Source organism: Coprobacillus sp. AF33-1AC, from assembly GCF_003475785.1.
Classification (GTDB): Bacteria; Bacillota_I; Bacilli_A; order Erysipelotrichales; family Coprobacillaceae; genus Faecalibacillus.
Map to the genome: position 1 here is coordinate 29389 of NZ_QRQB01000021.1, position 16441 is coordinate 45829.

A 16441-nucleotide genomic window follows, 5' to 3' on the forward strand; every position below is an offset into this window, starting at 1 on the left:
ATTAGAAAAAGTAAGGAATAAATTGGCAATTATAATGATTATTGTTATAATGAACAAGAAAGTGAGGCTATTATGAAACAAGAATTTAAATTTAGAAAGAACACAGCAACATTGATCTTTTTAACTGGTTATACACTATATGTACTTATTAAATTGATTTTCCAAGATTTTAAAGATTTACCTTTAGTCGTTGCTTTTGGAGTATTACTTTTCATCATCTTTATAGGATGTCGTCCAAACGCTTATGAAATTGAAAATCGTCGTATGACAATTAAATATCCTTTATGGAAAAATAAAGAAGTTGATTTAATGCGTTGTGATACAATTTGTGATCCAGTATCAAGAATGGCAGACTTAGTTACTCGTCCACATGCAATTGAAATTTATACAGAAAATAATAAACGTTACTGTTGTTTTCCAAAAGATCGTCAAGGATTTGTAGGAGCCGTTGTTAACGCTAATAAACGTATTAACTGTCAAGTACATGAATACAATGAAACACATCGTAAATTTGAAAAGAAAAGAAGAAGAGAAAATAAAAGAGAAAAAGCACAACTTGAAGAAGGAACTCATTAGTTTCTTCTTTTTTATTAAGTTAATAATAATGAATTATTAAAATGATAATAAATTATAAATATATATTGACATCTTGATATTTCATTTGTATAATAACGGCATATAAACATAATAAATGTATATATAAATCAACAAGGGGGAACTTAAAAATGGAACTAAACAATTTAGTTAATGATTACGGATGTTTAGCTTTTACTGATGATGTCATGAAAGAACGTATTCCTAAATCAACATACAAAGCTTTTCATGAATCTTTAGATAACGGCGAAGAATTATCGAAAGAATGTGCTACAGTCATTGCTAACGCAATGAAAATTTGGGCTGTAGAAAATGGGGCAACTCACTTCACACACTGGTTTATGCCAATGACAGGTTTAACTGCTGAAAAACATGATGCTTTCTTAGAACCAGATGGAACTAAAGCAGTATTAGAATTTAGTGGTAAGACATTAAGAAAAGGGGAACCTGATGCTTCATCATTTCCATCAGGTGGTCTACGTGCTACATTTGAAGCAAGAGGATATACTGCTTGGGATTGTACATCTCCTGCTTTTGTTAAAGATGGTACTTTATATATTCCTACATTATTCTGTTCTTATACAGGGGAAGCATTAGATAAGAAAACACCTTTACTTCGTTCATGTGATGCTTTAAGTCAAGCAGCAGTTCGTTTACTTCCTAAATTAGGATTAGAAGGGGTTACTCGTGTAACTGCATCAGTTGGGGCTGAACAAGAATATTTCTTAGTTGATGATAAATATTATCAAGAACGTATGGATTTAAAATTAACAGGTAGAACTTTATTTGGAGCAATGGCACCAAAAGGACAAGAATTAGAAGATCATTATTTTGGTTCATTAAAACGTAAAGTTGCTGCATTTATGAAAGATTTAGATACTGAGTTATGGAAATATGGTATTCCATCTAAAACTAAACATAATGAAGTAGCACCTGCACAACATGAAGTTGCTTGTGTTTATTCTAAAGTGAATATTACAACTGATAATAACCATTTATTAATGCAATTAGCACAAGATATTGCTAAAAAACATGGTTTACGTTGTTTATTACATGAAAAACCATTTGCTGGAGTAAATGGTTCTGGTAAACATGATAACTGGTCAGTTATTACAAATACTGGAGTTAACTTATTCAATCCTGGTCCTAAACCAGAAGAAAATAAACCATTCTTAGCTGCACTTGCTTGTACAATTAAAGCAGTTGATGAATATGCAGAACTATTACGTATGTCAGTTGCTTCTGCAGGTAATGATCATCGTTTAGGAGCTAATGAAGCACCACCTGCAATTATCTCAATGTTCTTAGGTGAAGAATTAGATGCTTTAGTTGAAGAAATTTGTTCAGGTAAAAAAGTAGCCCATGGAGATAGTGGCCGTTTTGATACAGGTGTATCAGTTGTACCAACATTCTCTAAAGATAATACTGATCGTAACAGAACTTCACCATTTGCTTTTACAGGAAACAAATTTGAATTCCGTGCAGTTGGTTCTGCTCAATCTGTTGCTGGTCCTAATACAATTTTAAATGCTATCTTAGCACAAGAAATGAATGAAATGTCAGATGCTATTGAATCTGGAAAAACTGCTGATGAAGTGATTAAAGAATTTATTAGTGAACATAAACGTATTATCTTCAATGGTGATGGATATTCAGCAGAATGGGAAGAAGAAGCAGCAAGACGTGGATTACCTAATAATAAAAACACTGTTGATGCATTAAAATGCTTAAAAGAAGAAAAATATATGGAAATGTTAGATCGTATCGGTGTTTATTCAAAAGTTGAATTAGCATCAAGATATGAAATCTTATTAGATAATTATATTAAAACAATCCAAGTTGAAGCATTGACTGCTTTAAAAATGGCAAAAACTCAATTATACCCAGCTGCTTGTGATTATTTAGCTAAACTTTCTGGTAGTGTATTAGCTGCTAAAGATGCAGGTATTGAATGTGAATTCATGGTAGAAGATGCTAATAACTTATCTGGATTATTAAAAACTGCTAAAGAAAAAATGAATACTTTAGAAGCAAATATTACAAAGGCTCAAAATAGTGAAGCAGAAATCTTTGAAGTGGCTTCTATGTGGAGAGATGAAGTATTTGGAACTATGCAATCATTAAGAGAAACAATGGATGCTGTTGAAGAAGTTGTTGATGATTCATATTGGCCAATCCCTACTTATGTTGATTTATTATTTGGAATTTAATAGATGAAATGATTCTACTTCGGTAGAATCATTTTTTTTCTAATTATGTTTAGTTTGTTATATAATAAGAAAAAAGAGGAGGGAGAAATATGTCTTGTACAACTTTGTTAGTAGGTAAAAATGCATCTTATGATGGATCAACAATGATTGCTAGAAATGATGATTCTGGGGCTGATGGTTTTACTCCAAAGAAATTTGTAGTGATTTCTAAAGAAGAAAAAATATATAAATCAGTTCTATCTCATTTAGAAATAGAATTACCAGATAATCCTATGTCTTTTACTGCCATGCCAAACGCGGTAGAGGGAAAAGGAATCTGGGCTGCAAGTGGTATTAATGAGGAAAATGTTGCGATGACAGCAACAGAAACCATTACATCTAATCCACGCGTGTTAGGCGCAGATCCTTTAGTAGAATATGATGAAATGAATCATATGCCTGGTGGAATTGGCGAGGAAGATATTGTTTATATTGTTTTACCTTACATTCATAGTGCTCGTGAGGGTGTGATAAGATTAGGAAGTTTATTAGAAAAATATGGAACTTATGAAATGAATGGTATTGCATTTCAAGATCAAAATGAAATATGGTGGTTAGAAACAATTGGTGGTCATCATTGGATTGCTAAAAGAGTACCTGATGATGAATATGTTGTTATGCCAAATCAATTTGGTATTGATTCTTTTGATTTACATGATGCTTTGACGACCCAAATCAATCATATGTGTTCCCAAGATATGAAAGAATTTATCAATCAATATCATTTAAATCTTGCATTTGATGATAAATTTAATGCTCGTGATACTTTTGGAAGTCATGATGATTCCGATCATGTTTATAACACACCAAGAGCCTATGATATTGAAAGATACTTTAATCCGCGTTCTTTCCAACATCTTCCAAGTGATGACGATATTCCATGGTCTCAAGTGCCAGAAAAGAAAATAACAGTAGAGGATGTTAAATATGCATTATCTTTACATTATCAAGGTACTGAATATGACCCTTATGGTCATTCTATAAAAAAAGGAATTTACCGTCCTATCGGTATTAATCGAAACGATTTTTTATCAGTAATCCAATTAAGAAATGATGTGCCTCAAGCTTATCAAGCTATTGAATGGGTAGCCTATGCATCAAATGTTTTTAATGCATTAGTTCCATTTTATGGAAGAATAGAAGAAACACCAGAATATTTAAATAACACAACAGCAACAGTTTCGACTGATAATTTTTATTGGTCAAGTCGTTTAATTGCAGCGATGGCAGATGCCTGTTATAAAAAATCAGCTATTCATATAGAGCGTTATCAAAAAAGTGTCATGGCTAAAGGGCATTATATTATTAATAAATATGATAATTTATTAAAAGAAGCAAACGATGAAAAATGCTTACTTCTTAAACATCAAGCTAACCAAGAAATTGCTGAAATGTTGAAAAAGGAAACAGATAAAACCTTAGCGTTAGTCTTAAATGAATTAAGTCTTTCAATGAAAAATAAATTTGAACGTTCAGACGCCTAATAGAGGAACTTAATAAGTTCCTCTATTTAAATTTTCATAATTAGAAAAATATACAAAGTAAAAATATTTTAGTATAAGATTAGCCATAATGATATTATTTTGGAAGGGTTTTATATGAAAATTAAGAGATTAATCATGTTAGTTGTATTTGTAATCATTGGTAGCATTGGGAGTGCATTAACTTTAAAGGCTGCAATTGGTGTTGGTGCGTGGGATGCTCTTGCACAAACAGGAAATGAAATTACGGGTATTCAAGTTGGAACGATTGGTATGTTTTTTAACTTTAGCTGTATTATTGTTCAAATTTTAGTATTAAAAAAGGATTTTAAAAAAATCCAATTATTACAAATTATAGTATGTCTTATATTAGGAAATATTGTTAATTTTGTATTATATGATTTGCTGGGTTCAATTCATATTCATGAATACTGGATGAATGTGGCTATTTTAATTTCAGGATATATTATTTGTGCTTTTGGTGTTGGGGCTGTCATGGTTTTAGATATTGTTACTTTTGCATTAGAAGGGGCATGCATGGCAGTAAGTAAAAAGACGAATAAACCATTTCATGTATTAAGACAAAGTGTTGATATTGTCAGTATTATGATTGCTTTAGTGGTAGGACTTGTATGCAATGTACCATTAGCCATAAGAGAAGGAACAATTATAGGAATGTTTTTGTTTGGTCCTTTAATGGGTATTTTTATGAAATGGCAAAAGCCACTTTTTAAAAAATTTGATCTTATTGATTATGATTAGAAAGCTTATGCTTTCTTTTTTTATAACAATAAATAACCAATGCCATAATAAAAGCACCAGTACAGTCAATGAGTACATCTCTTAATTGACCGGCTCTACCAGGGATAAATAATTGATGAAATTCATCACTGCATGCATATAGAAAAGTGATAAAAAAGCTGATTTTTAATGTGTATCTATTTTTAATTGTTTGATAAATTAAAAACAAGAGAATAGCATATTCTGACATATGAGCACATTTTCTAATGATAAAAGAAAGTGTATTAGCTTTTATAGGAATGAAGTTAATTATAATATCAACAAAGAAAGAACTTTGATGAGATGATTCTTGTCCAGGTGTTTGTGACATAAAAAAGATGAATATCATCCATAAAATTGTAAATATTAAGTATCTATATTTTTTCATGCTTGTATTATAACAAAGGATGAAAATATTTACAAAAAATAAAATCCTATTTACAATTGTATACAACGTAGTATAATAAAGTCGTATATCGGATGATAATGGCGAAAGAGATCCTTAGATGGACACCGAAGAATGAAAGATTTCAGGTAACAGGATCGCTATTGGACGAACCACTGGAGAGATTCGTTTGAACACCGAAGGAGCAAGCCTAGAAGGGTGAAACTCTCAGGTAAAAGGACAGTGGCTTAATAGTTTTTTCATTATTAATTCCGACTAATTTATTAGGAGGAGTTTTTTTTATGCAAATGATTACCAATATCTTAAAACAAATTAATAGTTATATATGGGGGATGCCATTAATTTGTTTATTGTTAGGAACAGGAATTTATTTTACTTTTCATCTAAAATTAATTCAGTTAACAAAATTAAAATTAGCTTTTCGCTGTATTTTTAAAAAGACTGAGCAAGAATCAGGAGATGTCAGCAGTTTTCAAGCATTATGTACAGCACTTTCATCAACGATTGGAACAGGAAATATTGTTGGTGTTGCTACAGCGATAGTAGCAGGGGGACCTGGTGCGTTATTTTGGATGTGGGTTTCTGCTTTTTTTGGAATGGCAACAAAATATGCAGAGGGATTACTTGCTATTCGCTACCGTGTTAAAGATGAAAATAATCAAATGGCAGGGGGACCTATGTATTATTTAGAAAGAGGATTACATAGTCCATTTTTAGCCAAATTATTTGCTTTTTTTGGTGTAGCTGTAGCTTTACTTGGGATAGGAACATTTACTCAAGTTAAATCTATTTCCGATGCACTTACAATGTCATTTCATATACCTCGCTATATTACAGCGATTATTTTAACTATTGCAGTAGCTTTTATCACTATTGGTGGAATCAAGAGAATTGCATCAGTAGCTGAAAAAGTCATTCCCCTTATGTGTGTGCTATATGTTGGAGGAGTTGTACTTATTTTAATCACTCATATTACAATGATTCCTCAAACCCTAGCCATGATTATTAAAGCAGCTTTTACACCTCAAGCCGTTGTTGGTGGTGGAACTGGAGTTACAATGGCACTAGCAATGCAAAAAGGAATTAGTCGTGGGATTTTTTCAAACGAAAGCGGTCTAGGAAGTGCACCGATTGCAGCTGCTGCAGCAAAGACAGATTCATGTGTAGAACAGGGATTGGTATCAATGACAGGAACATTTATTGATACTATTGTTATTTGTACAATGACAGGTCTCGCTATTTTACTTACACAATCACATACAACAGGATTAAATGGTGCAACCATGACATCACATGCTTTTTCAGTAGGTTTATTTATTCCTTTAATAGGTAAATATATTGTCAATATTGGTTTAGTATTCTTTGCTTTTACAACAATTATTGGATGGAATTATTATGGTGAAAGATGCATTTATTACTTAAAGGGTATCAAAGCAATTAAATATTATAAACTTATTTATATTATCTTTATCGCAATTGGACCATTTATGTCATTAGACTTTATCTTTATCCTTGCAGATATTGTTAATGGATGTATGGCTATTCCAAATTTAATTGGATTAATTGGATTAAGAAAAGAAATCATCATGGAAACTGAAAATTATTTTGGTTACGAAGAACAAGAAGAATTAGTAATTGATTAAAATATGCGTATTCTTTTAAAGAATACGCATATTTTTATCTTGGAGGGATCTTCGTGAATTGTATAAATCATTATTTAAATGAATATCAAAATATTATTAATAAGATGTATTGTAAGATGATGAGTGTCTGTTTAAGTGATAGTATTTCATATAATTTTATTGTCCAATTTTTACCTTATCGTTATGCAGGAATAAAAATGAGTGCCAATTTGTTAAATTACTCATTAAATGAGGATGTCCAAGATATCGCTTTTTCAATTATTAAAGAACAAACATCAGGAATTAACAATATGCTGGAGGTAAAAGATCAAGCAAAGGATTTAAAAAATACTTATCAAGATTTACAGAAACATCAAGAAAAGATGAATCAAATAATTGAAGCTATGCTTGAAAAAATGACGATGATTTGTAAGGACAACATTAATCAATTATATCTTGAACAAATGCTGATTTATTATCAAGCAGGTATTGATATGGCTAAAGAAACAATTCAATATCATGTCATTGAAGCATTACAACCGATATTAGAAGGTATTATTTATCATCAACAACAAACAATTGATCAAATCAATAAAATTAAAGAGAATAGTTGATTATAATGAATGACAAAGAGGATAATCTATTTAAGGTTATCCTTTTTATATGTTTGTAAAACATAATCAATAACATGGCTTAATGCAAAATTAGTATGATTGTTTAAATAGAAAAAACATAGTGGTGAAGAAACAAAAGTATCTTCATAATTGAAGTTTTTTGCATATTGATTATATTCAATAAAATCATGAAGAATCGCATAGCCTTCTTTTAGACATAATTTGAGTAACGTTTGTTCTAATTCTTGGTGATTTTCATCATCTTGAACATCGTATATTAAAGGAAGTGTACTGAGGTTACACTCACGATGGTAATACTTTCTTAGATAACTGTTTTTTAGAACACATTTAGAAAATGATTGAGTTTCATTATGCTCGTACATAATAATAGCGTCTAATTGATGATCTTTAAAAAGATCAAGTAGAACTTGGCGAGGATAGGCTTGGTATTGGAATTGTATGAGAGGAAACTGATTTTTTAATTTTTCTAATAAATCAAGTAAAACTTGATGATCACAGGCTTTGATGAATCCAAGTTTAATTATCCCGCTTTTTCCTCTTTTATATTCTTTAATTGCTTCATAACTCAAATTTACATCTTTTAATATTTGTTTGGCATAAGGAAGGAAAGTTTTACCTTCTTGAGAGAGAACAACTTCTTTTTTTGTTCTTAAAAATAAAGTTAAGTCAAGATCATGTTCTAGGTTTTGTATTTGTTTTGTTATCGCAGTTTGACTGATATAAAAGTTTTTGGCTGTTTTTGTAAAATTTAATGTAGACGCTAGATCGACGAAATATTCTAGTTGCTTGATGTTCATGTTATCACCTCATAAGATATAGTTATTGTAATATGAAATATTAATATTGGAAAGTTATTAATATTAACTATACAATGCATAATGAAAAGAGGGATAAGATGAAAAAATATGGATATTACATACTTGGAATGAATGTGTTAGCTTTAGGAATTACATTGAATACATTATCTGGTTTAGGTGTAGGTGCTTTTAGCACCTTACCCTATGCTATAAGTCGGATTACTTTTTTAACTTTTGGTCAGGCTAATATTGTTTTTTATTTAATTTTTGTTTTATTACAAATCATAATTGAAAAACAAATAAAAACAACCTTTCTATTAGAAATACCGTTTTCATTTATATTTGGTTTTTTAGTTGATTTCTACCAATACTTGATACCTATTTTTCAAACAAATATCATTATGCAAATTATTTTATTATTACTGGGAAATACTTGTTGTGCATTAGGTGTATTTTTGATGATATTAAGTCACCTTGTCATGACACCGGTAGATGGTTTAGTATTAAGTATTTCACAAACTTTTCATCAAAAATATTCATTATGTAAAAATTTATTTGATATTTCTATGATAACAATAACAATCGTTGTTTGTTTATTATGTGGTAAACCTATATATGGAATAGGTATAGGTACTGTTTTTTCTGCATTTTATATTGGTAGAGTGATAGGAGTATGTGAAAAATATACATATAAAAAAAGCGAGTATTAACTCGCTTTTTAATCACTTAAATCTTCACCGTTAGTAGCGATGACTTTTTTATACCAATAGAAAGAATCTTTACGATAACGATCTAAAGTTTTTAAATCAAATTCATCACGGTCTACATAAATGAAACCATAACGTTTTACCATTCCTTCATGTGTAGAAATTAAGTCAATTGCTGACCATGGGCAATATCCCATCATTTTAGCACCATCACTAATAGCTAAACGGATTTGTTCAATATGTTTTCTTAAGTATTCAATTCTGTATTGATCATGAACTTTACCATCTTCAGTTAAAGTATCATATGCACCTAAACCATTTTCAGTAACGATCATTGGTAAACGATATCTTGAATACATTTCACGAATAGTTGCTCTAAATCCCATAGGATCAATTTCCCAACCAAATTCAGTAGTAGGTAAGTTAGGATTACGATATCCACGATATACGCCAGCTTCACCACGAGCAGTTTGTTGATCAGCACCTGGATCCATTGTTTCAGTTCCATCACTTGCTTCACATGTAGCAGTGTTATAATAGTTGAATCCGATAAAGTCAGGATGTCCATTCTTTAATGCTTCTTCATCACCTTCAGCAAATTCAGGACAAGCATCATGTTCTTCTAAATAAGCCCATACTAAATTATTATAAACACCATAAACAGCCATATCTAAATATAACCAGTTTCTAATAGCGTTATAGTTTTGAGCAGCTAAAACGTCTTCAGGTTTACATGTAGCAGCATAAACTAATGAGATATTTGGTGCAGGACCAATTTTAGCGTTAGGTAACATTTCATGACATAAAGCCATAGCTTTAGCTTGAGCAACTAACATATGATGATTTTGTTGATATGTTTCTTTTAATACATTTGTGCATCCTTCAGGAATAGTTAATGTTCCAATAACAGGACCAACTAAAGTTAACATATTTTGTTCATTAATTGTAAGCCAGTATTTAACACGATCACCAAAGTTTTCAAACATTACTCTAGCAAAGTTTACAAACCAGTCTACAGATTCTCTATTAGACCATGATCCACGTTGATCTAATGCAGCAGGCATATCAAAATGGAACATTGTTACTAATGGTTCAATACCATATTTTAAACATTCATTAATGACATTATTATAATATTCAATTCCTTTAGGGTTGATAGCACCTGTACCTTCAGGAATAATTCTTGACCAAGAAATAGAGAAACGATATGTTTTAAATCCCATTTCAGCCATTAAAGCAATATCTTCTTTATAACGATGATATTGATCAGCACATACTTTTAAATCTGATGTTCCTTCAGGAACAACTTTAACATCTTGACATGAAGGTCCTTTACCATCTTCTAAACTAGCACCTTCTACTTGATAAGCACTTGTACTTGCTCCCCAAAGAAAATCTTTAGGAAAAGGTTTTAATTTTTTATGTAACATTTATATTTCCTCCTTGATTTACACACCTATTATACATAAATTAATTAAAAATCATGATTATTTTTAAAATATGAAAAAATGGCAGTCTTACATTTGTAATGACTCCCATTTTTCATATAAGTTTTCTAATTCATTTTCATTTTCTTCTATTTGACTTTGTAAATCATTATATCTTTGATAATCGTCCATAACTTCATCGCTTCTTAATTCTGTTTGCATTTCCTTGATTTTTTCTTCTAAAGCACTAATTTGACGTTCAACCTTTTTAATTTCATTTTTAGTTTTACGATCAATGGTTTGTTGTACTTTTGTTTGTTTGACTTCTTCTTTTATTATAGCTGGCTGCTTAGATAAAAGGTAATCCTCATAGCGACCGTTATAACTAATTGTACCTTCTTTTGTTATTTCAACAATACGAGATGCAACTTTATTAATAAAATAACGATCATGACTGATAAATAAAATGGTTCCTGTAAATTGTAACAAAGCATCTTCTAAGACTTCCTTAGAAGCAATATCTAAATGGTTAGTTGGTTCATCTAAAATAAGTAAATTCGCTTGTTTTAAAAGAATCTTAGTAAGAACAACACGCCCTTTTTCACCACCAGAAAGCATGGCGATATCTTTAAAAACATCTTCACCTCTAAAATTAAAGAGAGCTAAAGTGCTACGAATTTCTTGATTTGTCATTCTTGGATAAGTATCAGAAATTTCATCAAAAATAGTCTTATTCATATTTAAAGAAGTATGTTCTTGATCATAATAAGCTAAATCTACATGACTACCAAATTTAATCTTACCATGACTAATAGGAAGGAGTCCCATGATGGCTTTGAACAAAGTTGTTTTGCCAATTCCGTTTTCTCCCACGATAGCAACGCGTTCATTCTTTTTAATATCTAAGTTACAATGTTCAAAAACAAGGTCTTGATAGCGAACAGCTAAATCTTCTACCTTTAAAACATCATAACCAGATTCTTTAAGAGGAGTAAAGTTGATAGTTATTGTAGAAGGCAAACTTTCAGGACGATCGATGCGTTCTATTTTTGCAAGTTGTTTTTCTTTAGATTCAGCACGTTTAATACTCTTTTCACGATTAAATGATTTTAAAGTATCAATGCTCTCTTGCATTTTTTTAATTTCTTTTTGTTGGTTTAAGTAATGTTTTAAATCAATCGCTCTTTGGGTTTTCTTTCTTAGTGCATATTCTTCATAACGACATTGATAGCTTGATGCTTTACCATTTTCTATTTCGATAATTTTATTAGAAACAGTATCAATGAAGTAACGATCATGGCTGACAAGAATTAAAGCATTTTTATAACCTTTTAAATAGTTTTCTAAAAAGGTGATAGCCTCACTATCTAAATGGTTAGTTGGTTCATCTAGAATAAGTAACTTAGGTTCTTCTAGTAATAAACAAGCCAAAGCTAATCTTGTTTTTTGTCCTCCGGAAAGTTGACCAACCAATAAATCAAATTCATCTTCTTGAAAACCTAACCCTTTTAAAATACCGATTATTTTACTTGGATAACTAAAGCCATCTTTTTCTTGAAATTGATGACTTAATTGATCGTATTCATTTAATATAGGTTCACTATGATCTTCTTTCATAATGAGTTCTAATTCACGCATACGATTTTCTATTTTAATTAAAGGTTTAAAAACAGCTAAAGCAATCTGGTAAATCGATAAAGTAGGATCCATTGTTTGTTGTTGTTTTAAATAGCCGATTGTTAAATCACGGCTTTTAAATAAATCACCACTATCATATTCTTCTTCACCTAATATGATTTTTAGAATCGTTGTTTTACCAGCGCCATTTACACCTATAATTGAAATTTTATCATGATTATCAACTTTAAAAGTAATATCCTTTAATAAAGGAATACCTTGAAATGATTTTGTAATTTTTGAAAGTTCGATTAACATATTATCACCGCTCATATTTTATCAAATATAGATTATAAGAACAATGAAAAATAAGGTTGTAATGGAAATTGCTTTAATGTATAATTGTATACAATTAAGGGGGATGACAAAAAATGAACTTAGCATATAAAATATTGCAGTCAAAATTAAAAACAGGGGAACTCATACCAGGAACACAAATTGGTATTCAAATTGATCAAACATTAACACAAGATTCAACAGGGACAATGGCTTACTTACAGTTAGAAGCAATGGGAATCGGTCATGTTGCAGTAGAAAAAGCTGTGGCTTATATCGATCATAATATGTTACAAACAGGATTTGAAAATATGGATGATCATGAATTTATTCGTAGTGTAGCTAAAAAACATGGTATTGTATTTTCAAAACCAGGGAATGGTGTATGCCATCAATTACAATTAGAAAACTTTGCTAAACCGGGGAAAACTTTAGTTGGTTCAGATTCACATACACCAACATGTGGTGCCATGGGAATGATTGCAATTGGTGCAGGAGGATTAGATGTTGCAGTAGCAATGGCTACAGGGACATACTATTTACAATGTCCAAGTGTTGTTAAAGTGAACTTAGTAGGAACAAAATCAAAATGGGTAAGTGCTAAAGATATTATTCTTTATATCTTACAACAAATGACAGTTAAAGGTGGAGTTAATAAAATTATTGAATATACGGGTGAAGGTGTTCAATCTTTATCTTTAACAGATCGTGCTACAATTTGTAATATGGGGGCAGAATTAGGAGCAACAACTTCTATTTTCCCAACTGATGAAAAAACAAAAGAATATTTAATTCAACAAGGACGTGAAGCAGACTTTGTAGAAATGAAAGCTGATGAAGATGCAACATATGACGAAGAAATCACAGTCGATTTATCAAAACTTGTACCTATGACAGCCAAACCTCATAGTCCAGATGCAGTTGTACCAGTAAGTGAATTAAATGGTATGAAAGTTAATCAAGTTGTCATTGGTTCATGTACAAACTCATCATTTGCAGATATGATGAAAGCTGCTCGTATTTTAAAAGGAAGACGTGTGGCTACGCATGTATCATTAGTTATTGCACCAGGGTCATCAAGTATTTTATCAATGTTATCACAAAATGGAGCATTAGCCGATATGGTTGCTGCTGGAGCAAGAATTCTTGAATGTGGTTGTGGACCATGTATTGGAATGGGTCAAGCACCACTTTCAAAAGGGATTTCTTTAAGAACAATTAACCGTAACTTTAAAGGTCGTTCTGGAACAAATGATGCCAGTGTCTATTTAGTATCACCAGAAGTAGCGGCATTAAGTGCAATTAAAGGATATTTATCTGATGAATTTGAAGATGATATGTATTTAGCAGATGTACCACAAACACCATTTGTTAAAAATAAAAACTTCTTTATTGAAGATTATGATGAAAATAATGAAATTTATATGGGACCTAATATTAAACCAGTTCCTAGAGGAGATAAATTACAAGATGTCATTGAAGGTAAAGTATGTTTAAAAGTAGGTGATAATATTTCTACTGATCATATCGTACCATCAGATTCTAAATTATTACCTTATCGTAGTAATGTTCCTCATTTAGCTAAGTTCAGTTTCTGTAAAGTAGATGATCAATTCTATAATCGTTGTAAAGCAAATAATGGTGGATTTATTGTTGGGGGAGATAACTATGGACAAGGTTCATCTCGTGAACATGCTGCTTTAGTTCCAAATTATTTAAAAATTAAAGCTATTTTTGCAGTTTCATTTGCGAGAATTCATCGTTCTAATTTAATTAATAATGGTATTTTACCATTAGTGATTGACGCTAAAGACTTAGATTTCTTCAATGATCAAGATACTTATCGTTTAGATGATCTTAAAAATTGTGTAGAAAATGATTTAGATGTAAAAGTAACGAATGAAACAACAAATGATACTATTGTTGCTAAGTTAAAATTAACACCAAGAGAAAAAACAATGATTTTATATGGTGGTTTATTAAATGCAATTAAAGAACTAGGAGGTGACTTTTAATGAAAGCAGTCTTAATACCAGGTGATGGAATTGGTAAAGAAATATCAAAGAGTGTCGTTGATGTTACGAAAGCTATGAATTTAGATATCGAATGGGTAGAATATCAAGCAGGAGCAGAATATGCGGCTAAAACAAAAGAAGTCTTTGAACCAGGTTTAGTCGATGCGATTAAAGAATACAAATGGGCATTAAAAGGTCCAACAGCAACACCTATTGGAACAGGATTTAGAAGTGTAAATGTAGCATTAAGACAACAATTTGCTACTTATGCCAATGTCAGACCTATTCGTTCATTTAAAGGAATTAAATCAAAATATGAAAATATTGATTTAGTTATGATTCGTGAAAATACTGAAGACTTATATAAAGGGATTGAATATATGGTCGGTGATGATGTGGCTCATGGTATCAAATTAATTACTAAAGGTGCAAGTGAAAAGATTTGTCGTTATGCTTTTGAATACGCTAAAAATAATGGTAGAAAAAAAGTAACAGCGATTCATAAAGCTAATATTATGAAATATACTGACGGGTTATTTTTAGAATGCTTTAGAAATGTAGGAAAAGATTATCCAGATATTGAAAAACAAGAAGTTATCATAGATAATATGTGCATGCAATTGGTTTTACGTCCAGAAACATTTGATGTACTTGTTGCACCTAATCTTTATGGTGACATTGTCTCTGATTTATGCGCAGGATTGGTCGGTGGATTAGGTTTTGCACCTAGTGGAAATATTGGGGATGAATATCGTATTTATGAAGCTGTTCATGGTAGTGCACCAGATATTGCAGGAAAGGGAATTGCAAATCCAAGCGCATTATTATTAGCGTTTGCGCTTATGTTAGAAGCGTTAGGAAAAACAAATGAAGCTCATCGTTTAAGAGAAGCTTTATCGAAAGTTGTAGAAGAGGGAAAAGTAGTCACACCAGATATTGGTGGAAGTGCATCTACACAAGAATTTACAGAAGCAATTATTGGGAAATTATAAGATGAAAAGAGATTTATTAGAAAATGCCGGGCATGGTTCTTTAGGACATAAAATATTTTGTATTTTGAGAGATAAAATACTAAACGAAGACTATGAAGCGGGTCAAAAATTAAATGAGGTAGCTTTGTCAAAAGAGTTAAATATATCAAGGACACCCATTAGAGAAGCATTAAAACAATTAGAATTAGAAGGATTAGTTAAAAGTATTCCTAATAAAGGTGTTTATGTACTAGGATTTTCACCTCGTGATATTGATGACATGTTAGAAATTAGACTTGTTTTAGAAGGTCTTTCAATTCAATTAGCGATTGATCGTATTAGTGAAGCAGAATTAGAAAAAATTAAAGAAATCTATGATTTACTAGAATTCTACGCTAAAAAGAATGATCAAGAAAAATTTACTGAAATCAATATTGAATTCCATGAAGCTATTTATCGTGGAACACATTCTCAGTATTTTGAACAATTATTGTCTGACATCAATTATTATATTCATGTCACATCACGTCATTCTATTAGACAACCAGATCGTTTGTTGCCTGCTGCTCAGGAACATAAAGAAATCTTAGAAGCTATTGAAAAGCGAGATAAAGAGTTGGCTAAAGAAAAAATTCAAAAACATATTAGAAAAACACAATTATTAGTAAAAAATTACTATGCTCAAAAAGAAAAAATTCAAGCAGAAAAAGTATAATACATCCCTTATGGGATGTATTTGTTTATAAGGAGACCTACTAAAAATCAATAGAAAAAACATAATTTTCTTATTGATAATTTCAGGCA

14 protein-coding genes and 1 riboswitch are annotated in these 16441 nt (G+C 30.8%); of the genes, 10 read left to right on the forward strand and 4 right to left on the reverse strand.

Annotated elements, in window-relative coordinates:
• The first annotated feature begins 72 nt into the window (after positions 1–72).
• From DWZ53_RS08275 to DWZ53_RS08290, 4 genes are all read left to right on the forward strand, one after another.
• Positions 73–576, forward strand: coding sequence for a hypothetical protein (locus tag DWZ53_RS08275; RefSeq protein ID WP_118433403.1), 504 nt, complete (start codon positions 73–75; stop codon positions 574–576).
• 149 nt (positions 577–725) lie between these two features.
• Complete coding sequence (locus DWZ53_RS08280; RefSeq protein WP_118433405.1) at positions 726–2804, forward strand: glutamine synthetase III; 2079 nt, start codon at positions 726–728, stop codon at positions 2802–2804.
• Positions 2805–2893: 89 nt separating this feature from the next.
• The gene (locus DWZ53_RS08285) at positions 2894–4327 is read left to right on the forward strand and encodes a C69 family dipeptidase (RefSeq protein WP_118433407.1); all 1434 of its coding nucleotides are present in this window, start codon (positions 2894–2896) and stop codon (positions 4325–4327) included.
• A gap of 114 nt (positions 4328–4441) precedes the next feature.
• On the forward strand, positions 4442–5086 hold the full coding sequence (locus tag DWZ53_RS08290) for a YitT family protein (protein ID WP_118433409.1): 645 nt from the start codon (positions 4442–4444) through the stop codon (positions 5084–5086).
• On the opposite strand, the gene DWZ53_RS08295 is transcribed toward DWZ53_RS08290, so the two are convergent.
• Positions 5070–5492 carry a VanZ family protein gene (locus DWZ53_RS08295; protein ID WP_118433411.1) on the reverse strand — a complete coding sequence of 141 codons (423 nt, stop codon included), beginning with the start codon at positions 5490–5492 and terminating at the stop codon, positions 5070–5072. The genes DWZ53_RS08290 and DWZ53_RS08295 overlap by 17 nt on opposite strands.
• 163 nt (positions 5493–5655) lie before the next feature.
• Positions 5656–5743, forward strand: a riboswitch (glycine riboswitch).
• Positions 5744–5791: 48 nt separating this feature from the next.
• Here DWZ53_RS08295 and DWZ53_RS08300 point away from each other — a divergent pair.
• Positions 5792–7153, forward strand: coding sequence for a sodium:alanine symporter family protein (locus DWZ53_RS08300; protein WP_118433413.1), 1362 nt, complete (start codon positions 5792–5794; stop codon positions 7151–7153).
• Between the two features lie 53 nt (positions 7154–7206).
• Positions 7207–7746, forward strand: a complete 540-nt coding sequence (locus DWZ53_RS08305; RefSeq protein WP_118433415.1) for a DUF305 domain-containing protein — start codon at positions 7207–7209, stop codon at positions 7744–7746.
• Between the two features lie 26 nt (positions 7747–7772).
• Here DWZ53_RS08305 and DWZ53_RS08310 read toward each other — a convergent pair whose 3' ends face one another.
• On the reverse strand, positions 7773–8564 hold the full coding sequence (locus DWZ53_RS08310) for a LysR family transcriptional regulator (RefSeq protein ID WP_118433417.1): 792 nt from the start codon (positions 8562–8564) through the stop codon (positions 7773–7775).
• Between the two features lie 98 nt (positions 8565–8662).
• Here DWZ53_RS08310 and DWZ53_RS08315 point away from each other — a divergent pair, with 98 nt between their 5' ends.
• A complete protein-coding gene (locus DWZ53_RS08315) occupies positions 8663–9274 on the forward strand; it encodes a YitT family protein (protein WP_118433419.1) in 612 nt (203 codons plus the stop codon).
• 8 nt (positions 9275–9282) lie between these two features.
• Here the strand turns inward: DWZ53_RS08315 and DWZ53_RS08320 are convergent, their stop codons facing one another.
• Both DWZ53_RS08320 and abc-f read right to left on the reverse strand, forming a co-directional pair.
• Positions 9283–10701: a glycoside hydrolase family 1 protein gene (locus DWZ53_RS08320; RefSeq protein ID WP_118433421.1), complete on the reverse strand. Its 1419-nt coding sequence runs from the start codon at positions 10699–10701 to the stop codon at positions 9283–9285.
• An 87-nt stretch (positions 10702–10788) separates the two neighbouring features.
• Entirely contained in the window at positions 10789–12633 is a 1845-nt protein-coding gene (abc-f, locus tag DWZ53_RS08325) for a ribosomal protection-like ABC-F family protein (RefSeq protein WP_118433423.1), read from the reverse strand.
• Positions 12634–12746: 113 nt separating this feature from the next.
• Between abc-f and DWZ53_RS08330 the strand changes: the two genes are divergently transcribed.
• The 3 genes from DWZ53_RS08330 to DWZ53_RS08340 are packed head-to-tail and all read left to right on the forward strand — an operon-like array spanning position 12747 to position 16352.
• A complete protein-coding gene (locus DWZ53_RS08330; protein WP_118433425.1) occupies positions 12747–14666 on the forward strand; it encodes an aconitate hydratase in 1920 nt (639 codons plus the stop codon).
• Complete coding sequence (locus DWZ53_RS08335; protein ID WP_118433427.1) at positions 14666–15658, forward strand: isocitrate/isopropylmalate dehydrogenase family protein; 993 nt, start codon at positions 14666–14668, stop codon at positions 15656–15658. The genes DWZ53_RS08330 and DWZ53_RS08335 overlap by 1 nt, the downstream gene beginning before the upstream one ends.
• A 1-nt stretch (position 15659) precedes the next feature.
• Complete coding sequence (locus tag DWZ53_RS08340; protein WP_118433429.1) at positions 15660–16352, forward strand: GntR family transcriptional regulator; 693 nt, start codon at positions 15660–15662, stop codon at positions 16350–16352.
• The last annotated feature ends 89 nt before the right edge of the window (positions 16353–16441 follow it).